16 protein-coding genes are annotated in these 20,354 nt (G+C 48.2%); 3 read left to right on the forward strand and 13 right to left on the reverse strand.

Features of this window, described 5'->3' with window-relative positions; translation table 11 throughout:
* Positions 1–1,047: 1,047 nt before the first annotated feature.
* Complete coding sequence (locus BN1938_RS00345; RefSeq protein WP_050638692.1) at positions 1,048–1,728, forward strand: ABC transporter ATP-binding protein; 681 nt, start codon at positions 1,048–1,050, stop codon at positions 1,726–1,728.
* Positions 1,728–4,406: an ABC transporter permease gene (locus tag BN1938_RS00350; RefSeq protein WP_050638693.1), complete on the forward strand. Its 2,679-nt coding sequence runs from the start codon at positions 1,728–1,730 to the stop codon at positions 4,404–4,406. The genes BN1938_RS00345 and BN1938_RS00350 overlap by 1 nt, the downstream gene beginning before the upstream one ends.
* Here the strand turns inward: BN1938_RS00350 and BN1938_RS00355 are convergent.
* From BN1938_RS00355 to BN1938_RS00420, 13 genes are all read right to left on the reverse strand, one after another.
* Positions 4,387–5,646, reverse strand: coding sequence for a sensor histidine kinase (locus BN1938_RS00355; protein ID WP_050638694.1), 1,260 nt, complete (start codon positions 5,644–5,646; stop codon positions 4,387–4,389). The genes BN1938_RS00350 and BN1938_RS00355 overlap by 20 nt on opposite strands.
* Positions 5,643–6,308, reverse strand: coding sequence for a response regulator transcription factor (locus BN1938_RS00360; RefSeq protein ID WP_050638695.1), 666 nt, complete (start codon positions 6,306–6,308; stop codon positions 5,643–5,645). Before BN1938_RS00360 ends, BN1938_RS00355 begins: the two co-directional genes overlap by 4 nt.
* Positions 6,305–7,195: an Rpn family recombination-promoting nuclease/putative transposase gene (locus BN1938_RS22870; RefSeq protein ID WP_082202682.1), complete on the reverse strand. Its 891-nt coding sequence runs from the start codon at positions 7,193–7,195 to the stop codon at positions 6,305–6,307. The genes BN1938_RS00360 and BN1938_RS22870 overlap by 4 nt, the downstream gene beginning before the upstream one ends.
* A gap of 388 nt (positions 7,196–7,583) precedes the next feature.
* Entirely contained in the window at positions 7,584–8,942 is a 1,359-nt protein-coding gene (locus BN1938_RS00375) for an MATE family efflux transporter (RefSeq protein ID WP_050638697.1), read from the reverse strand.
* Complete coding sequence (locus BN1938_RS00380; protein ID WP_050638698.1) at positions 8,935–9,372, reverse strand: MarR family winged helix-turn-helix transcriptional regulator; 438 nt, start codon at positions 9,370–9,372, stop codon at positions 8,935–8,937. Before BN1938_RS00380 ends, BN1938_RS00375 begins: the two co-directional genes overlap by 8 nt.
* 805 nt (positions 9,373–10,177) lie before the next feature.
* The gene (locus tag BN1938_RS00385) at positions 10,178–11,359 is read right to left on the reverse strand and encodes a phosphopentomutase (RefSeq protein ID WP_050638699.1); all 1,182 of its coding nucleotides are present in this window, start codon (positions 11,357–11,359) and stop codon (positions 10,178–10,180) included.
* 183 nt (positions 11,360–11,542) lie between these two features.
* Positions 11,543–11,974 carry a cytidine deaminase gene (locus BN1938_RS00390; RefSeq protein WP_050638700.1) on the reverse strand — a complete coding sequence of 144 codons (432 nt, stop codon included), beginning with the start codon at positions 11,972–11,974 and terminating at the stop codon, positions 11,543–11,545.
* 66 nt (positions 11,975–12,040) lie between these two features.
* Entirely contained in the window at positions 12,041–12,838 is a 798-nt protein-coding gene (gene udp / locus BN1938_RS00395; protein WP_050638701.1) for a uridine phosphorylase, read from the reverse strand.
* A gap of 75 nt (positions 12,839–12,913) precedes the next feature.
* Complete coding sequence (locus BN1938_RS00400) at positions 12,914–14,107, reverse strand: GGDEF domain-containing protein (protein WP_050638702.1); 1,194 nt, start codon at positions 14,105–14,107, stop codon at positions 12,914–12,916.
* 343 nt (positions 14,108–14,450) lie between these two features.
* On the reverse strand, positions 14,451–15,437 hold the full coding sequence (gene ilvC, locus BN1938_RS00405) for a ketol-acid reductoisomerase (RefSeq protein WP_050638703.1): 987 nt from the start codon (positions 15,435–15,437) through the stop codon (positions 14,451–14,453).
* 369 nt (positions 15,438–15,806) lie between these two features.
* Entirely contained in the window at positions 15,807–16,523 is a 717-nt protein-coding gene (locus tag BN1938_RS00410) for a FadR/GntR family transcriptional regulator (RefSeq protein WP_050638704.1), read from the reverse strand.
* Between the two features lie 132 nt (positions 16,524–16,655).
* Entirely contained in the window at positions 16,656–17,453 is a 798-nt protein-coding gene (locus BN1938_RS00415; protein ID WP_050638705.1) for an ABC transporter permease family protein, read from the reverse strand.
* An 86-nt stretch (positions 17,454–17,539) separates the two neighbouring features.
* Positions 17,540–18,454 carry a ketopantoate reductase family protein gene (locus BN1938_RS00420; protein WP_050638706.1) on the reverse strand — a complete coding sequence of 305 codons (915 nt, stop codon included), beginning with the start codon at positions 18,452–18,454 and terminating at the stop codon, positions 17,540–17,542.
* A 1,183-nt stretch (positions 18,455–19,637) separates the two neighbouring features.
* On the opposite strand from BN1938_RS00420, the gene BN1938_RS00430 reads away from it, so the two are divergent.
* Positions 19,638–20,228 carry a TlpA disulfide reductase family protein gene (locus tag BN1938_RS00430; RefSeq protein ID WP_050638708.1) on the forward strand — a complete coding sequence of 197 codons (591 nt, stop codon included), beginning with the start codon at positions 19,638–19,640 and terminating at the stop codon, positions 20,226–20,228.
* Positions 20,229–20,354 lie beyond the last annotated feature (126 nt).

Below are 20,354 nucleotides of genomic sequence, written 5' to 3' on the forward strand. Positions count from 1 at the left end.
GGGGACGCTCCATAAAGGGATAGCCGAAAACCTCCCGGAGAACATCCATGTCCTTTCAAAAACGCGGCCGCGGACCTAAGAAATTCTAGGCGGGAAACAGCCCTGAAAATGGAGCACCACTGACACATCACGAGAAATCCGATGATTTCTCGCGCTGGGTCAGCTGATTTTTGGATTCGGAATCCAAAAATCTCTCCATTTTCAGGGCTGTTTCCCACCAAGAATTTCTAAGGCCCGCTTAGAGCGTTTTTGAAAGGACATGGATGTTCTCCGGAAGGCTTTCGGCTATCCCTTCATGGAGCTGGCGCATCCAACCGGCAGGAAAAAGCTCGTTTCTAAGGAGGGGCCTCAAGCGGGGGCAGCGTATGGATATAGAATTGGTGGCACTTTTATGTCCCCAGTAGGTGTAAAAAGCAATGGGATACGGTTCCGGTATCAAAATAATTCAATACACATCTTGAAGATGAAAAGATACGCATAGCCAATCCACATATGCCGCCCTGGTCAGGGATCCCACCCGGTTGGCGAGTTTTCCTGCCGATTGGATGAGCCAGCTTTATGACAGGGAGGCCGGGGAGGCGCTGGGGCTGTATATGCCGTTGCGAAATGCTGGAGTGCGCTTAGTGATTCTTGAACAGCCGCTGCCGGATAGGCGGGGAACAACTTGATCTCCAAATCAAGTTGTTGCTGAACCCAGCGCGGGAAATCATCAGATTTCCCGTGATGTGTTCAGCGTACCCGCCTATCCGGCAGCGGCTGTTCTAGAAACACTTAGCAGCACGGGTGCATATCGCAACGGCATATACAGCCCCAGCACTTCCCCGGCCTCCCTGTCATGAAGCGTCCCCGTCCGTCGACAAGTCTAAAGCTTGCCGACTAAATCCCGAATTAGATGTTGGCTGTGGTATGAACAGTATTCATAAATCAAAATGAATTCCATCTTACGACAGTTACATCTGTGAATGCGCCGATTCATACCTTTGTCACTTTCTTGTCACTTTTCTTTTTTAATATGGTATCATCAAACATGAAAGGGGTTATTAACTTATGGAAATTTTACGCTGCAGCCATCTTACAAAAACATATGGCAGTGGTTCCAATACGGTAACAGCACTGGACGATGTCTCGCTATCTCTTGAACGGGGCAGCTTTACGGCTATTGTCGGTGCATCCGGTTCCGGTAAGTCCACTCTGCTGCATATGCTGGGAGGCGTAGACCGACCTACCAGCGGCAGCATTTTTATCGAGGACACAGACATTTCAACACTCAGCATGGAGCAGCTTGCGGTATTCCGGCGCAGAAAGGTAGGTCTGGTCTATCAGTTTTATAATCTGATCCCAACATTGAACGTAAGGAAAAACATTCTCCTGCCTGTTCTTTTGGATAATCAGAAACCGGATGAGGAGCGGTTTCGCCATCTGGTATCCACTCTGGGGCTTACAGACCGTCTCACACACCTTCCCAGTGAATTATCAGGAGGCCAGCAGCAGCGCACCGCTATCGCAAGAAGCCTCATCTACCAACCGGCGATCCTTCTTGCCGATGAACCAACGGGCAACCTGGACCGTAAAAATTCAGAAGAGACCATCGAACTTCTGAAGCTCTCCAACCGGCAGTACGGACAGTCTGTCCTCCTGATTACACACGATGAAAAGACCGCTCTGAAGGCAGACCGCGTGATTACCCTGGAAGACGGGAAAATTCTGCATGACGAGGTGGTGTCCTGATGAAAATTTTAAGGGAATATGTTTGGGACACGATACGAAGAAATAAACGAACCAGCATTGCCATCATGACCGCTTTATTTCTTATGACCACGATGATGTCCTGTTTCTGCGGTTTTGTTTACACAATGTGGACGGATGCCATTGTTCTCACAAAACTTGAGGACGGCGACTGGCACGGAGAATTGTTCGATACAACGTACGGAAAGGATCTGGAACACATTGAGAACTACGCCTCTGTCTCTGCCGTTCTGGTCAAAGGCCCGTGGGAAGCCGCAAAGCTGGAAGATGAGGGACGCAGGACATACCTCATTACCCGCGGCGCCAACCAGGAATACTGGGATTCTATGCCGGAAAAGGATACCCTGACCGAAGGTAGGCTCCCGCAAGCCAACAATGAGCTGGTACTTTCAAAACAGTATTTTGATGACCACCCCGGTGCAAAAGTGGGCGATACCCTCACGCTTCCGATCGGGCAGCGCATGTATCAGGGGAAGGTATGTAAGGAAACAGACGGGTTCCACGAGGAAGAAACCTTCCGTCAAACAGGCACAAAGACATACAAAATTGTAGGAATTCTGGATGTCACCACGTCCTCCTCCGTACCGGCCTATACCGGAATGAGTTATCTGGATACAAAGACTGTGAACCCGGACGATGAGCTAACGGTCTATCTTCGTTTTGACCCCATGAGGAGTACTTATAAGGAGCTCCCGGAACTGGCACGCTCCTTAGGCTATCAGGCCGATGAATACGGATACTATACGCTCAGATATAATGCAGGCCTCCTCTCCAAATACGGGATACTCCCGCCGGATCAGATCGGAAGCATCAGCAGCCTCACTGTTCTTGCCGTACCTGCCATGTTTCTGGTCATTGCGCTTCTGATGATCGCCGTATTTGTACTGGTCATCCACAATGCCTTTGCCTTGTCTGCCAGCGAAAAGCTGGTGCAGCTCGGAACCCTGGCCGGCATCGGCGCATCCCCGAAGCAGATCAAGGCGGCGGTGACATCCGAGGCAATGATCCTGCTGATTGTGCCTCTTCCTGTCGGAATATTATGCGGCTGGCTGTTGGATACAGAGTTGTTCCGTCTGATTAATGCTGCAAATAATATCGGCAGGACCGCGCCGGATATTGTACTTACATTCGGAATTCCTGCCATACTGCCTGCAATTCTCCTGTCCGCTGCCACAGCCTGGCTCTCGGCGAGAATACCGGCCCGCAGAGTTGCAAAACTGATGCCTGTAGAGGCCCTGAGGCAGGTGGAGGTGCTGAAAGGGAGAAAGATCCGGCAGGGACGCATATCCAGCCATTTTGGAATCAGCGGTGAACTGGCTTCCAACGCCCTCACCGCCCGTAAGAAATCCTACCGGGCCGCGACAATTTCCCTTTGTCTATCTTTCCTTCTGCTCACAGGATTTTTATATATTATTACTGCTCAAAATGCATCGAAAGAGGTTTACAGGGCGCAAAATGAATCCCAGGGCCATGTCTTTTTCAGCATCAGCGATGGCCGCCGGCCCGAGCAGAAGGCGTTAGATGAGGTTTTAAAAGTGCCCGGCGTCTCCAGGGGAGTAATCATGAATAAAATGCCCTGTGCCACCTGGATTACAGAAGATCAGACTTCAGATGATATCGAGACAAATCTGGGTGGATTCGATGAGATAGTATCCGAGAAAAAGTACTCGCCTATTGAAAGGGATGGAAAATACAGGATTTATTCTGTACTTATTGGCCTGGAGGAGGACAGTTTCAGAGAATACTGCAAAGAGATGGGGGCAGATCCTGATTCCTACTATAAAGATCCTGCAAAGGCACTGATCTATAACCGGACCGAAGACCCCAATGTCAGTACTAAGAAACAGAAGGTCTACAGAGATATCCTAAAGCTTCAAAAAGGGCAGGACCTCTCTTTTACGGAAAAGGCTTACGATGAGGACACGGGCGACTTTGAATTTAGGCTGACCATAGGGGATCTGGTGCAGGCACTTCCCGCCGATGGCATTGGCCTGCCATACTTTAGCGTAGTCTCAATCATGCCGATGGAACATGTGCTTGAAATCGCTGCATCCTGCAGTGAGAAACGGCGGTATACTGCATCCTCCGTCAACGGAATCCTTCTGACAGACGACGACGGCGGCATCTCTTATCCGCTGATTCAAAAAGTTTCCGGCCAGATCTCTACGATCCTTGGTAAATATTACGGCAGCGGTGACTACATGGTATCTGACCTGGCAGAAAAAGAAGAGAGCCAAAGACAATCCACCGGCGTTATGAGTATCATTGTGGCGTTCTTAACCGGGCTGCTGGCACTGATCGGTATCTCCAATGTATGGGCAAGTATTTCCGGCAACCTGCGACAGAGAAGCCGGGAATTCGCCATGCTTAAGTCGGTCGGCCTCTCCCCCGCACAGCTCTGGCGCATGCTGTTCCTGGAGGGATTGGATCTGGGGCTGAAACCGCTGCTTTACAGCCTGCCGTTCCAGGCCGCGGTACTTGCGTGCTTCCTGTACCTCAATGAGGTAACCTTGATCGAATATCTGCCTTTTGCTCCATATGCAGCTGTCCTTGGCTACACCATACTTGTTCTCGCTTCCATTATCGGAGCTTACTATATGGGCGGACGCAGAATTGTACGCCAGAACATCATATCCGCAATTAAGGATGATACCATCTGATACAGAAACGGGCATGTCCCTGTGCAGAATTCTCTGCCCGGACCTGTCCGTTCTGCTTTTCTATAATGCCTTTTGCAAGCGCCAGCCCGATTCCGGCGCTGTCTTTAGCCGCATCCTCCCCTCTGTAAAACCGTTCGAACAGATGCGGAAGATCCTTTTTAGAAAAGCCTTTTCCACCGTCCTCAATCAGCATTTCCGTATAAAGCGGATTTTCTTCACAGATTACACGAATCTTACTGTTTTCGGGCGTATGTTCCAGACAATTCTTCAAAATATTCAACAGAGCCTCCGCTGTCCACTGCATGTCCGCAGAGAGCCAGACTTCCGATTCCCCCTGCCCTTTTGTTACAATTTCCAGTTCGACATGCTTCTGCCCCAGCATTGCTCTGAGTGGTTCTGCTGCAAGTTCCATCAGTTCCTTTGCTTCTACATCCTGCCTGTGAAATTCAAGCGTATGCGAATCCAGCTTTGTCAGGGTCAAAAGCCCGTCAACCAGGCCCTTCAGACGCTCTACCTGGCCCTCCAGACGGTACAGATACTCTTGGTCTTCTGCCTCCAGGGAAGGGCTTAAAAGCTCTGTCATCAGCGACATGGAAGTCAATGGCGTCTTCAGTTGATGCGCGATATCGGCTGTTCTCTCTGCCAAGATCTCGTGGTCCCTGATCGCCTCTTCTCTGGTACAGGCAAGCTTGGCAACGGTCTTGTAAATCTCATCCTCCAGATAGGAAAACATATCTTCCCGCCGGTTAAGTGCAGCTGCCTCGCCCCTCCCCGCCGCCTTCAGATATTCTGTCAGATCTTCAATCCTGCTCCTGAAGCGCATTTCCTTTCTCTTTGTAAAAAAGAACATGATTCCACCGGCTATTTCAAACAGGATAATTCCTGCTGCCAGAGCATATGGCAAATGATCCGGGAAACGAGTCAGCCTTCCATGCCCATATTTGCGCAGATAGGCCTCCGCATCTGCTGCATCCTGATCCGGTTTTTCCGCCCCGCCGCCAGATTCCGGCATGGCGCTCTCCCCCCGGCTGCTTCCCTGATCCGGACTGTTTCCTCTTTCTGCAGCAAATTTCAAACCCGCGGGAATAGATCTGCCTTCAAGCGCGGCTTCGGTCAGCCGAACCGTATAATCGTACTCACGGAAGCTAAAACAGACAGCAGTCACTACGCCAGCCAGTATCCCGGGAATCAGCCAGAATACGCAGGATAAAAGAAATGCCTTCACTCCACGCCCTTTCATATCTTTTCCTCCATCCGATAGCCAATCCCACGGATCGTCACGATATACTCCGTATCCATCAGTTTTTTCCGCAGACGCTTTACAGTCACTGTCAATGTATTATCATTGACAAAATTCCCCTCTGCGTCCCAGAGCTTATCCAGAATCAGGTTCCGGGGCAGAGTCCTCCCTTTATTCTCCATGAGAACCTCAAGCAGGCGGTATTCCAGTGCCGTTGCATCCACAGACTGCCCATCCAGCACCACCTGCATTTTCTCCCTGTCAAGCTGTATATTTCCGCAGGAGAGAACATTCCCTCCATCGTCAGACGTACGGCGGAGTACCGCCGCAATTCTGGACTCCAGTACCGCTATATGAAATGGCTTGGTCACATAATCGTCTGCCCCCATATCCAGCCCCCTGGTAATGTCCTTCACATCGTCACAAACCGTCAGGAAGATAACCGGGGTATCCGCCCGTTCCTTCACCCATTTGCAGAAATCATAGCCACTGCCGTCCGGCAGATTCAAATCCAGGAGAATCAGCTGGAGTCCCTCCGAAAACAGATCCTTCGCCTGCCCTACAGAAGCACAGCTTGTACACATATACCCTTTTCTCTTTAATGCCGACTCGATCCCAAATGCAATTGTCTCGTCATCTTCCACCAGCAGTATCTTTGTCATATATCCTCCATCCGGTCAAATTGGCAATAATATTCACGCGCCGCTTCAGGGCTCAGGGAAAAACGTCTGATCAGTTTTTCTATGATTTGTTCCGCAGTCTTGTTCTCCTCCAGATTATCCAATATCATGGCCTTAATGCCCTGTTCTATCCCCTGTTCTATTCCTTCCTCCTTAATCAACCTGTCCCTTTCTTCCATCTTCATATAGGTCACTCCCATCTGCTCATTTGATTTGATTCCTTTAATCTTCTCATGCAGATACTTTAACCGCTCATCGCACCCATCAGGAACCCTTTCCTCCGTACTGTGTTCTACGTATCGCAGAAAATCAATGAGTGTCTGTTCCACCTCATCGTTATTTGTTCCTTTTGTATTGAGAATCACTTTTTTACATTCATCTCCCAAGACGAGTCCCTCCACTTCACAGCATCGGTTTTCGAAGGTATATCTGTATCTGCCAAGCCCATAGAGATCAAATCCACAAATCACGATAATATACGTCGGGTTCAAACTATCGAATCCTTTTTCGCCACTCTCCAAGAGGGGCGCATCCAGCAGCGCCTGATAGAACCTGGTGCGTTTTGGAATATTACCCTCATTGCGCTTCTGCATCTCAACATCAAAAATCCTGCCTTCTTCGTCCTCAACATAGAAATCCATCCTAATCCCCCGCTTTCCCGGCAGATTATGTACGACCTTCTGCCCTTCTTTCCAGCGTATACTCCGGATACGGAATCCCAAAGACAATTCCAGTATAATCTTGCACAATTCCAGATCCAGCGTGGCGATATCAAACAAAAAATCGTCCATAAGATTCAATCTCTGCAGCGGCGCCAAAATCGAGCTGTTTTTCTGTATCTGCTTATTCAGTTTTTTCTTTTCCTGCATGTATCTTAGTTCTCCTTAATTATAGTATTTTTCATGTTTCTTTGCAATCATAAGCAAACTGATATTATACGCCCAATAGGCACCATCCCCCTCTTTGTTCTGTTCTCTGACATTGTGCTGAATGTTCCGGCGGATCGCCGGATAGAAAAAAAGAAGTGACCACTTCTATGATATCTATGAGCAAAATATACCATGTCTTATTTCAGATAGCAAATGAATTTTTTATAAATCCGACAATAAATAGACAAAATCTGGCCTGCAAAACAGTAAGGTATTTAGATTGTCTTATACTAGGGCAGGAAAAGACAGAGGCAGCAGGAACCAGACACAACTGTGCCCGCTTTCTGCTGCCTCTGCCTTTCCTTGATTTCGTAGCGTCCCCCACGAATTAATTCTCTAAGAGTTTCCTTGCCTTCCATTTCCCACTTCTAATCCGCAGGAATGAAAAGATCGATCCGATTCCCCACCCGATAGGTATTGACCACCAGATGGCGCTTGACCCGATAAAATAAGCCAGCAGGTAAGCAATCACGACTCTTGAAACCAGATTTGATATGGAACTCAGCATAAATGCCCCCATATCCCCAGCCCCACGGAGCAGACCATTTCCTACAAACATAAAGCCCATCAGCACATAAAATACAGAAACTGTCTTCATATATTTCAGCCCGTATCCCATAGCAGTACCTGCAGAGCCGGCATTCAAAAAGAGCCCCAGGAGATGCGGTCCAAACAAAAAGATCACGCTGGTGATTATGATAGAGAAAATCAGTACCATCAGCAGACACGCCTTATACCCCTGTGTTACCCGTTTTTCCTTGCCTGCCCCAATATTCTGCGCCGTATAGCTCGACATTGCATTGGAAAAGTTCATATTGGGCATCATGGCCAGAGTATCGATCTTAGTAGCCGCTGTATATCCTGCAACAAATACCTTGCCGTAAGAGTTTACAAGCCCCTGCATAAACATCATGCTAACGGATACAATGGACTGCTGAATCATAGAAGGCACCCCTACTTTTGCGATCCTTTTCACCGCAGACATCTCAAACAGCCCCGGCTTCTCCCCAATGAATTCGGGTTCATTTTCCATCTTCCTCATCCTGCGCATCAAAACGAAAAAGGAAAACACCGCGCACATCCCCTGGGCAATCAGTGTGGCCCACGCCACTCCCGCCACACCCATATGAAAACGGATAACAAAAAGCAGATCCAATACGATATTGGTCAGCGCTGAAACAATCAAAAACTTAAGGGGAGTCTGGCTGTCCCCCAGTGCGTTATAAATACCATTCAGAGAATTATACAAAAACAGGAAAATAGCGCCCCCAAAATAAATCCGCAGGTATGTAAGTGAATCTGCAAAAATATCCTTGTTCGTACCCAAAAGCCCTAGCAGAGGAGAAGAAAAGATTTCTCCCAGCGCCATGATAAACAGCCCAACCACACCCAGCGTAATCAAAGCCGTATAGATCGTTGTCTTCATCTCTTTAATCTGCCCGGCTCCGAATAACTGCGAGATGACAACCGTGCACCCCATAGAAAGCCCCGCCGCAACTGCAATAGAAAGAAATACGACGGGAAAGGACGACCCGACCGCTGCCAGCGCATCCTCGCCAACGAACTTTCCCACCACCATAGAGTCTACCATATTATATAGCTGCTGGAACAGATTCCCCAGCACCATCGGCAGCGCAAAGAAAAACAGCAGCTTCAGCGGCCTGCCGTTTGTAAGATTCTTAACCATTATTCTTCCCCCCATTCTCCTTTTTGTACCCCACTACATTTTGGGAGATACGTTTAATAAATTCCTGATTCATCTTCCGCTCTTCGTTCGTAAACCCTCTGTAACAGATATCATCCCAGGCCTCATAAATATCACAGATGGTCTCATAAACCTTCAGCCCATTTTCAGTCAGCGAAACAATCTTCTGACGTCTGTTCTTTTCATTAATCACCCGATGTACCAGCCCTTTTTCTTCCAAGAGAAACATCGTGCGGGCAATCCTGCTTTTATCAATGTCAAGATCCTCAGCCAATTCTTCCTGGCTGCAAAACTTATCCTTCAAAAGCCGTATCAGGCGCCCCTCCAGCGGGCTAAGTCCAAACTCCTCCAATTCACTTCGAATATATGCCAACTCACACCGCCTGATAATACTGACGTAATAATTCTTCATGCTTCCTCCCAAAATCGCCTTTGTTTCCCGTACAACTGTTGTCTAATACAACTGTTGTACAACACAACAATTATACCCTCACTCCCACCAAAAGTCAAGGAGATTGTGAACTTGTGCGGCAGATGCGAGGCCGCTAAGTGTGAGGGAAGGATGGAGGCCGCAGGGGAGGGGCAGGCGATTCTGGATCCTGTCCGTTTGCGGAGAACCCATAAGAGAAAAAACAGGAAATAGGGAGGGTACTTGCCGCAGTTGGCCCGAATGCCGATGCATTCGCGCCGCCAACGGCAACAGAATTTGTTTTGGTAAAACAAATTCTGCCCTCCCTATTTCCTGTTTTTTCTCCAACGGGTTCTACCGCTCTCTCAGAATCGCCTCCCCCTCCCCTGCGGCCTCCATCCTTCCCTCACACTTAGCTAGGTGCATCCGCCCCCACCGTCGGCGCCTCCCCATGTAAGCGAAAAGCACCGCCTTGATATGCCCAGCCTGTCTGGAATGGGGAGATGGCGGCCTGCGGGACAAATGGGGAGGGGTTCCGGGCGTTAAGAGTGCACGGTATAGAAGTACTAGTGCAAAATGAGCTGTCCATGAGGGATGAAAAGTAATTTTCCAAAATTACTTTTCAGGACTACCTAATGCGAGAAAGCATAAAGCTTTCTCGCTGCATGTAGTACGTGCCCTCATGGACAGCTCATTTTGTGCAGTACTTCTCCGTAAACGGGTACGCCCGGAACCCCTCCCCATTTGTCCCGCAGGCCGCCATCTCCCCATTCCAGACAGGCGTCCCCATACCAGCCACCACTCCCGCTTACAACAAAGCCTCCCCTATGGTACCTGAAGGCATTTGTATGTTGAAATTTTTTGTGATTGTCGCCCCAATTACCGCAAAGGTATCTGCCTCGGGCAGTTCTCCCCCGCTTTCCATGGATTTGGAATAGGCCAGAAACGGTACTTTTTCTCTTGTGTGGTCTGTCCCTGTATAAGTGGGATCGTTTCCGTGGTCGGCTGTTATGATCAGTAGATCGTCTTCTCTCAGTCTATCCAGCAGGATTCCCAGTTTTTCATCGAACCGTTCCAGTTCCCGGGCATAACCCTGGGGATCTCTCCGGTGGCCCCATAAGGCGTCAAAGTCAACCAGATTAACGAAACATAAACCTTTGAAGTCTTCGTGCTCCGCCACTTCGATGGTCTGCTCCATTCCGTGTATGGAGCTTTTGGATTTCAGTGCCTTTGTAATACCCTGGCCCGCAAAAATGTCGTTGATTTTACCGATTGATATGACATCCAGGCCATTTTCTTTCAGCGCATCCAGCGCAGTCTTCCCGAATGGCTTTACTGCATAGTCATGACGGTTGCTTGTTCTTTTGAATTCTCCCTTCTTTTTCCCCACATAAGGTCTTGCTATGACGCGCCCGACTTTCCACTCGTCCCTCATGGTCAGCTCCCTGGCTATCTCACAGCAGCGGTACAGCTCCTGCAGGTCAAAGGTTTCTTCATTGCCGCAGATCTGAAGCACAGAGTCTGCGGATGTGTAGACGATCATATGGCCGGTCGCAATCTCTTCTTCTCCAAGTTCGTCCAGAATCACCGTGCCGCTCTCACTCCGGTTTCCGATGACCTTGTGACCGGTACGTTTCTCAAGTTCTTCAATCAGCTCTTTTGGAAAGCCGGTTTCTGTGAATGTAATAAACGGTTTTTCTGTCCTGAGTCCCATGATTTCCCAGTGGCCGGTCATGGTGTCTTTACCCCTGCTGCATTCATTCAGCTTTGTATAATATGCCAGCGGATGCTGTACAGGAGGAACCTGTGCAAGAGGATGCAGATTCCCGATCCCCAGCTTTCCAAGATTCGGAATATGAAACTGCTTCACACTCCGGGAAATATGTCCAAGCGTGTCAGCGCCCGCATCCTGATACTCTGCCGCATCATCGGCCGCCCCCACTCCCAATGAATCCACAACAATTACAAAAATTCTCTGATATTTGCTCATCGTAACCTCCTTTTCTGTATCAAATGTCTTCTTTCCTAATACTATACTAGTACATCGTAAAATAATTAACTGCCACATAAGCCGACCTGAATTTCCGATAGTACTGCTCCGCAAGCCTCAGCGTAGCCCACTACGCTTGCGTTTGTGGAGCAGCACTCTCGAAAATTTATCTCAGCTTATGAGTCAGTTACTTGTTTTACGATGTACTAGATTAGCCGGACCGAATCCCACAGGCAGCAATTCTTCCAAGGAATGGATTTCATAATGTTCCGTATCCAGAGCCAGAATAATCTGAAACTGGTCCGGCTGGCAGAATTCCATCATTACCTGCCGGCATACACCGCAGGGAGCGGTCAAATCCGTTACGATTCCATTCATTCCTCCCACAATACAGATTGCCTCAAACTTTCTTATCCCCTCACTTACAGCCTTAAAAAATGCCGTCCGCTCCGCACAGCAGCTGGGGGAATACGCTGCATTTTCAACATTACAGCCCTGGTAGATACGGCCGTCTTCCGTCAGAAGGGCCGCTCCTACTCTGAAGCCGGAATAGGGGGCATACGCATTCCCCATTGCTTCCATCGCCTGTTCAATCAATCTCTTCACCGGCACCATCCCATTTCACACTCCTTATGGTCTATACGTAAACCTTTTTAATCTGTGTTCCTCACTACTTAACATCTATGATTTAGATGCATTGTACACGCTCTGGTCCTCTTTTATCAATTCTTTCACAGCCTCTACTGCAACGCGGATTGCCGCGTCCGTGTCATGGACAACCGGATTATCCAGTCCCTGCTTTGCCCTCTCCTGGTTTGCCATTACAAGGAATACCGACCCTGCCCTCACCCCCAGATAAGAGGCTGCTATAAACAATGCCGCAGACTCCATCTCCGAAGCCTTGCAGCCCAATTTCACCCATGCATCCCATTTGGCTGTAAGTTCATAGCCCACAGGCTTTGTCTCAGGTGAGTGCTGGCCGTAAAATGAGTCTTTGCACTGTACCACACCTACGTGGTAAGTCTTTTCCAGTCTTTGCGCTGCTCTCACGAGAGCATTCGTCACCCCAAAGTCCGGCACTGCCGGAAATTCTATGGGTGCATATTCTTTACTTGTTCCTTCCATGCGGATTGCCCCGTTTGCAATGACAAGGTCTCCGCTTTTTACATCAATATCCATTCCCCCGCTGGTTCCGATCCTGATAAATGTATCTGCACCGGCCATTACCAATTCTTCTATGGCAATCGCAGCAGACGGTCCTCCGATCCCGGTAGACGTCACACTGACCTTTACGCCGGCCAGTGAACCTGTGTAGGTGATGTATTCTCTATTATCAGCAATCAGTACAGGATTATCCAGGTATCCTGCAATGGAGGCACAGCGTTTCGGGTCACCCGGCATAATCACATACCTTCCCACATCTCCTCTGCCAATCTGAAGGTGATATAATTTTTCTTCATTTTCAGAATAATTGATCATAATTTCAGCCCTTTCCTATCCTTTCCGTTTGTCATAGTTCAGACAAGTCTTAACTGTTACTCCCGTTTTACTATTTTATGAATTCTCCTGCACACTGCATCTATTATTATAATAACAGATACAGTCCCTTCCTGCTTTTTTGGCATCATACAATGCCTGATCCGCATATTTCAGCGCCACCTCAAAACTGTCCAGTTCCTCAAGACTGCCCCTCCATACGCCAATGCTGACAGTCACCCTGCCGTTTTTGGCATCCGCTCTGGGCAGGCCGGCTTTTGCGATCCTTTTCTGCAGTTCTCCGGCAAAATCTCCGGCCTCCTGGGCTTCACAGAACTTAATAGCAAGAAATTCTTCTCCTCCATACCGAACCGCTATCATCCCGTTTTCCTGGGAATAGGTTCTGATCACAGCCCCCATCTGTTTCAGGCATTCATCTCCATTTAAATGGCCGTAAGTATCATTATACTGCTTAAAATAATCGATATCCAGCATTAATAACACTGCATGCATCCGGCTCTTTTGATAGGATTCAAAAAGCCCGCGCACATTTTCGATCAGATACCTGCGGTTATACAGCCCTGTCAGCTGATCCGTGCAGGCCATCCTGTTCAGCATCACATTAGCCTTTTCTATTTCCCTGTACTGCTTTGCAATTGTCTCCCTGTCGCGGTATGTTACCGCCATGCTCTGGTAACTCCGGATCGAGATAAACAATGCCAGAACCGTCGTAAATGAACTGTTAATCAGATCTGCAGTAAAGTGGGGTGATGCGGTAAATGCGAGCATTCCCGTCAACACGCTCCATGAACCCCCGAAGATCAGAATGCTTTCCAGCGGCGGCTGAAGCATCACTGCCGCCAGAGTCGGAACCAGATAGCAATAGATAACAATTCCCATTCCATTTCTCTTATCGAGAAGGGTTATACCGATAACCCAGGCATATAAAATCACTACGTAGAGCCTTCTGATCCACAGGTATTCCCGATACTTCTTTTTCTTCACAAGAGAGGCATGAACAGGTAGGATACTGACTGTTGAAAGAAAAAGCATCACATACATAAAAAAATACCGGGCTGATTCTGAATCAGCAAAAGGCCCTCCTGCTTTGCATGCTGAAACCAACAGCATGCAGAGCTGAGTGCCTGCTACAATCACGGCAATGTTCCGTTCCGTTTTATACACCTTTTGAGGAAAATATTCACGGAAACCCAGTTTCTGATCCGGTGTCAGTATGGGACCCGGCTTTTTGAAAAATATGCCAGCCTTCATTCAGTATGCCTCCACATGCCATAATACTTTTTACATACCCAATGGCATTTCCCACCCTCGCTGCTATGAAGGATATAGTGATATTTTAACACGAAATACGGTTTTTCTCTACCATAATTACAGGATTTACATTTCTGGACAGACACAGCGTTACTGTGCACATCCGAAGGGTATGCACAGTAACGAAACAGCCGCCGCTTTTCATCCCCCAGTCAGGAAGTCTGGCTGACAATTTTTCTGCCGATCGGATAAAACCAGCGAAATAAAGGGATAGCCATAAGCTATCCCTTTATTTCGCGTCCCTGTCCGCCGCCAAAACTAAACTTTTTAACTAATCTCCGATTTATTTTAAGCGCTCTTTCAGTCTGTCCTCAGCCTTTGTAAATTCACAGTTGAATGCTTCTTCTTCCAGTTTTTCCAGTGTACTTAAGTTGTTCTCATGCTGTTCTTTATCCCACTCTTCTGCAAATGCGCCGCCCTTGATTCCTTCGTACTGTTTCTTCAGAAAATTCCGTATCTCGGTCGTGTCCACTTTTTGAAATCCGGTCAGCTGTCCATACTGACTGGTGTGAGAGTGATAGGGGAGCTGACGGAAAAATCCTACTTCGGCTGCCTTTTCCATCATAACCGCCGGTTCTTTGGAGAGATACATTTCCATCAATACAGCTTCCTCCGGATGCCCCATTTCTACCTGAAGTTTGAATGCCTCCATAAATACGTTGTAAATGATCGGCCAGGTTCCCTGCTCTGCCATGAGATCGAGACAGGTCTCGTCGTCGAACGTTACCTCGATAGCGCCCTTTCTTGTGGCTCCGATTGCTTTACACAGCGCTTTTCCATATTCCAGGGCCATTCCTGACGCGTCCTGATGGACGCCTACAAATGCCGGAGCTCCTTCCCCCTGCTCATACAGTTCGCGCACGCCTTTTCCAATCATTCTCGGAGCTGCCATGACAACATCCAGATCCGCCGCCGGTTTAATCCTGTGGAATGTAATATTGTATGCGGAAGCAAAGTTCACAATATTACCGGCTTCCAGATTCGGAGCAATCTGTTCTTCGTAAATCTCCGGAGCCACCTCATCCGGAAGCAGCAAGAAGATAATGTCCGCCCGCTTCGCTGCCTCATCAATCGGATATACCATAAATCCATCCTCATTTGCCTGATCATAGGACTCGTCATGACGGCTGCCAACGATCACATTCTTTATACCGGAGTCTCGCATGTTGAGCGCCTGGCTCCGTCCCTGGTTTCCATAACCGATGATTGCAATGGTCTTGTCGATCACAAGCCCCAGATCTGCATCTTTGTCATAATAAATATTTGCCATAATTCTCTCTCCTTTATGTATACATTATTCTGCCGCTATGCTGCAGATCTGCCCGCAGGGCATGAGTTACAGGGTACCCTTGGGTATGCTTTATTCTGCAGTTTACAGCGAATCCATCTGCTGGGTATGAATTAAGCGTGCCCGTTAGGTACATGTTTTAGACATCAGTCATCAGATGTCTGTTCTCTAATGCTAGGGTAACATCAGAATCTCTTTTCGTCAACATCATTTTGTATTTTCTGTATATTTCAACAATGTTTACTATACAATTTTATATAATCTGCACAACCCTTTTTTCTGACACACAAAAGTCTTCCTTTAATTTTTAATAAATTAAAAACAGGCACCATTTCTGATACCTGCTTCCTGTTAATCCGGACTTTCGTCCAGTGAAAGTTCTTTCCATTTGTCCAGCGAATCCGCAACCGCCTGCGTCATGGCCTTTTTGTCCCTGTGCATCAGCGCTTCCAGAATCTTATCATGATTTTCTGTAACGATCTTTGAATAATCCCGGTTGGAGATCATAAGCGACGGTTGGAACATTTCCATAATACTGTTTCCGATGCTGGCTACAAAAGGATTGTGCGTGCTCTTGTAGATCTCCGCGTGGAATACCATATCGTTTTCCACTGTCGCCCATCCCTTGTTGAAATCACTTTTTGTTTTCATGTGAATATCTTTTAAACGCTCAATATCTTCCTCATCCGCATTATCAATGGCCAGGAGACTGGCAGATGTTTCGATCATCTTGCGGAATTCCACCAGTGCATCCTTACTCTCCGCTTTACTCATCAGGATCATCTGAAAAATAAGCGGATTCATAACAGAAGCATCCACGCTGCTGCATATGCGGCTTCCGTTCCCCTTACAGATCTCCACAACCCCCAGGGCCTCCAGCATCTTAACAGCCTCACGAATGCTGGATTTGCCGACACCAAAACGTTCAGATAATTCTGCTTCTGAAGGCAGGAAATCGCCGGGCTTTAATTCCCCGCTGATCAGGCCTTCCTTGATCTTTTCCACCACCATTTTTGATAAAGACTGCTTGGGAACCGGGGTCAGCCAGTCTGATTTTTTCTGTTCCATCCTATGTTTCCTCCTCCGGCAATATCAGCTTTGCTCTAGTGTACCGCCGCAATGAGAGACAGTGCACCGGTACATCGTAAAATATGGTTTTAGTTTACCCTTTTCCTGCCCCCGCTGTCAAATCTTATTTCATTATTCAAAGCCCCTGGTCCGCTCTACGACACTTCCCCTTTTCGCCAGAACATGCCTGCTCTGTATGTTGCCGGTTACCGTGTTAAGGTAATTCAAAAGTCCGATGAATGCAAGGATCACGACAATTCCGATTCCCACCTCCATCATATTTCCCTGGGCTTTTTCTACCGACTCCATCTCCTCTATCTTGGATTCCCAGGAAAAACTCTTTGCATGGGGATCCGCCTGCAGAAGGCCGAGTATTTCCTCCTCTGCAGCCTTACTATATTCTTCTTGGTAACGGACAGCCGCTTTATATACAAATGCATCTGGGATAAACTCCTTTGCCGCTTCATCGCTGATAATGATAGTCGGAGGATAGCCAATCAGCGCGCCCGCATAATACGTTTGATCTGTCAAGCCGGCAATCTCAAATGTCCGGGAATTCTGTACATCGGCATACTCCGCGCAGGTCACTGTTTTCCCCTGCAGGTCAATTGTCTGGAAATCCAGTCCGTCCCTATATAAAATACAGGTTCTGCCGCCTAAAAATTTTGCTTTATCGATCGGAAATTCCAGCGTACGGTTAAGATAGTCAAATTCTTTCTCGTTAATTCCAATCAGGAAGGAGCCAAAATTCTCCGGATGGTTTTTGTACTCCTCAATGTCATTCTCATAAGGAATTGTCATCCACATATCGTAAAATTCCTGCATCCAGACATCTGCAAAATCCGGTTCCCAGGGAACCATAATCTCGGCGCTCAGCGCAGGCATCACCGCTTTTACATTCTGGTTATCCCGGATCTCCCTGATCCCCATAATTGTAATAGTCGCCCCGCTCCATACTCTCCCCCAGGTAAGCGCCCCTCTCCACCTATAAAGTATACCTTCCCCCCTTCCTCAAATCAGTTCTTCTCCTCCAGCGCTTTGATTCCCTGCAGTAACATCCAGCAGATCGGGGTCTCAATTCCCAGTTCTTTTCCCATCCGTACCATACCTCCTGCAAACATATCGATCTCCGTCTTGTGTCCTGCCTCCAGATCCTGAAGCGTAGAAGGCTTATTATCATATGGAATTCTGCAGACCGTATCGTACTGCTTTCTCATCTGCTCTTCCGTTATAACGATTCCTTTTGCTGCCGCAACTGCCTGAACTTCCTTCATTGCCGCCCAGCGGATTTCATTGGCCGGTTCGCTGCTACGGAATGCCCCGAAGGGAATCCCCAGCAGTGCACAGGTCAGGTTCTCCCCGACATTGCACATATATTTAAACCAAAGCCCCCACATCATATCTTTTTCTACCTTATATGGGATATCACAGTGTTCCATCAACTCACTGACCGCCTTTACCCGTTCTGTCTGGACAGTATTTTCTGATTCGCCGAAATACACCTTGCCCCAATAAGGGTCAAAGTCAGCCCTGCCATTCTTCATGACAATGGACATTCTCATATATGAATAGAGTACATGATTCCATCCATAGACGGCTGCCACCTTTTCTTCGCTCTCCACACCATTCATAACACAGAGTATCTGCGTCCTGTCACCCACAAAATTTCTGATATCCTCTATGGCCTGCTGCAGCCCCATATCCTTCACTGCCATGATAATCAAATCCGTCTCACGGCCTTCTTCCGGAGTGCAGATTGGGAAATGATAATTCACACCATTCACCGTGACACCCCGATTTTCGAGACGCTCTTTCCGCTTCCCCTGTGCGATTACGCAAAAGTTGTCTTTTCCCAGATGCTCCTCAAGTCTTGGCGCAAAAAACACCCCCATGGCTCCAAGTCCGATCAGTGCCACATTCTTTATTTGCATCTAAAATGCCTCCTTTTTCTTGCAATTACCTTCCTTAATACTATATATGCGGTTTTCACGAAAATCAAGCATTTGCAGACCTATGTTCTATATTAGTGCCAAAAGCGTTACTGTTCATGCCCCAGCCAACATCTAAATCGGGAGTTAGTGACGCGCTTTAGTCGCGGTACGGATGGGGACGCTCCATAAAGGGATAGCCGAAAACCTCCCGGAGAACATCCATGTCCTTTCAAAAACGCGGCCGCGGACCTAAGAAATTCTAGGCGGGAAACAGCCCTGAAAATGGAGCACCACTGACACATCACGAGAAATCCGATGATTTCTCGCGCTGGGTCAGCTGATTTTTGGATTCGGAATCCAAAAATCTCTCCATTTTCAGGGCTGTTTCCCACCAAGAATTTCTAAGGTCCGCTTTGAGCGTTTTTGAAAGGACATGGATGTTCTCCGGGAGGTTTTCGGCGATCCCTTCATGGAGCTGGTTCATCCGGCCGGCAGGAAAAGGACACGTTCCTAAGGTGGGGCCTCAAACGAGGGCAGCGTATGGATATAGAATTGGCGGGACTTTTTTGTCCCCAGTAGGTGTACATAAGCAAGGGGATACGGCTTACAGTTAATATACACCTTGAAGATGAAAAGATACGCATAGCCAATCCACATCCGTTGCCCTGGCCGAGGATCCCACCCGGTTGGCGAGCTTTCCTGCCGATTGGATGAGCCAGCTTTATGACAGGGAGGCCGGGGAGGCGCTGGGGCTGTATATGCCGTTGCGAAATGCTGGAGTGCGCTTAGTGATTCTTGAACAGCCGCTGCCGGATAGGCGGGGAACAACTTGATCTCCAAATCAAGTTGTTGCTGAACCCAGCGCGGGAAATCATCAGATTTCCCGTGATGTGTTCAGCGTACCCGCCTATCCGGCAGCGGCTGTTCTAGAAACACTTAGCAGCACGGGTGCATATCGCAACGGCATATACAGCCCCGGCACCTCCCCGGCCTCCCTGTCATGAAGCGTCCCCGTCCGTCGACAAGTCTAAAGCTTGCCGACTAAATCCCGATTTAGATGTTGGCTGGAACGTGAAAAGTAAGATCTGAACAGTAACTCAAAAGCTTGACAGTTTATACTGTAACTGTTATGATTACAGTATAAACTGTATTTCTTTTCATTACAGAAGGAGGTGAAATAGCCATGAAAAAAAGAAACACGGTCTTAGCCGTTCTGTTAAGCGCATCCTTTCTGCTGACAGCGTGCCAGAATATCACAGAACCGGCTGCCGAAAACCCCGCGGCAAATACCAACTCAGATACTTCCGGCTTTGAGAATATGAAAGTCCGGAAACTGGACGGAACAGAAACAGATATGAACAGTATCCTTAGCAACGCAGAGCTTACAGTCTTTAATATCTGGGAACCCTCCTGCGGCTCCTGTCAAAGCGAAATGGAGGCTCTCGCAGCGCTTGGAGATCAATATTCCGGCAGGGGTGTCCAGATCATAGGGATCATAAAGGGGGTTACCCAAAAAAGGGATGAAGAGGCTCTTGCGGTCATTTCCGAGACCGGTGCACATTATATCCAGCTGCTGGATTCCGAAGAACTTGAAAAAATGATGCCCGGCCTTTATGAAGAGACTCCGTCAACCGTTCTTTACAGCAGGGACAAAGAGCAGCTGGGGACTGTATATGCAGGTGCCCGGGATGAAGATTACTGGGGAAAGGAAATCGAAAAATATCACAGCAAAGTCTGTGAAAATGATCATCCTGCAGATTGTGCTGTCGGGTGAACGCCCTGGTAGCAGCAGGCTGCTGCTTTCCACAAACCTCCGGACCACTGCCGGCTTCACCGGCTTTTGTCCGGAGGTTTTTTATACTGCATTCAGCCTTATTTCCCCACCCAAACGGCATGCACC

Origin of the sequence: Eubacterium sp. SB2, from assembly GCF_001244405.1 — a bacterium.
GTDB lineage: Bacteria > Bacillota > Clostridia > Lachnospirales > Lachnospiraceae > Faecalicatena > Faecalicatena contortus_B.

Excerpts from the sequence above, each read along its gene's own strand:
- BN1938_RS00410 (WP_050638704.1), bottom strand. The coding sequence starts at position 16,523 with ATGGAACAGAAAAAATCAGACTGGCTGACCCCGGTTCCCAAGCAGTCT.
- BN1938_RS00355 (WP_050638694.1), bottom strand. The coding sequence starts at position 5,646 with ATGAAAGGGCGTGGAGTGAAGGCATTTCTTTTATCCTGCGTATTCTGG.
- BN1938_RS00430 (WP_050638708.1), top strand. The coding sequence starts at position 19,638 with ATGAAAAAAAGAAACACGGTCTTAGCCGTTCTGTTAAGCGCATCCTTT.
- BN1938_RS00390 (WP_050638700.1), bottom strand. The coding sequence starts at position 11,974 with ATGGTGCCGGTGAAGAGATTGATTGAACAGGCGATGGAAGCAATGGGG.
- BN1938_RS00385 (WP_050638699.1), bottom strand. The coding sequence starts at position 11,359 with ATGAGCAAATATCAGAGAATTTTTGTAATTGTTGTGGATTCATTGGGA.
- BN1938_RS00415 (WP_050638705.1), bottom strand. The coding sequence starts at position 17,453 with ATGGGGATCAGGGAGATCCGGGATAACCAGAATGTAAAAGCGGTGATG.
- BN1938_RS00380 (WP_050638698.1), bottom strand. The coding sequence starts at position 9,372 with ATGAAGAATTATTACGTCAGTATTATCAGGCGGTGTGAGTTGGCATAT.
- BN1938_RS00350 (WP_050638693.1), top strand. The coding sequence starts at position 1,728 with ATGAAAATTTTAAGGGAATATGTTTGGGACACGATACGAAGAAATAAA.
- udp (WP_050638701.1), bottom strand. The coding sequence starts at position 12,838 with ATGATCAATTATTCTGAAAATGAAGAAAAATTATATCACCTTCAGATT.
- BN1938_RS00420 (WP_050638706.1), bottom strand. The coding sequence starts at position 18,454 with ATGCAAATAAAGAATGTGGCACTGATCGGACTTGGAGCCATGGGGGTG.
- BN1938_RS00345 (WP_050638692.1), top strand. The coding sequence starts at position 1,048 with ATGGAAATTTTACGCTGCAGCCATCTTACAAAAACATATGGCAGTGGT.
- ilvC (WP_050638703.1), bottom strand. The coding sequence starts at position 15,437 with ATGGCAAATATTTATTATGACAAAGATGCAGATCTGGGGCTTGTGATC.
- BN1938_RS22870 (WP_082202682.1), bottom strand. The coding sequence starts at position 7,195 with ATGCAGGAAAAGAAAAAACTGAATAAGCAGATACAGAAAAACAGCTCG.
- BN1938_RS00360 (WP_050638695.1), bottom strand. The coding sequence starts at position 6,308 with ATGACAAAGATACTGCTGGTGGAAGATGACGAGACAATTGCATTTGGG.
- BN1938_RS00375 (WP_050638697.1), bottom strand. The coding sequence starts at position 8,942 with ATGGTTAAGAATCTTACAAACGGCAGGCCGCTGAAGCTGCTGTTTTTC.
- BN1938_RS00400 (WP_050638702.1), bottom strand. The coding sequence starts at position 14,107 with ATGAAGGCTGGCATATTTTTCAAAAAGCCGGGTCCCATACTGACACCG.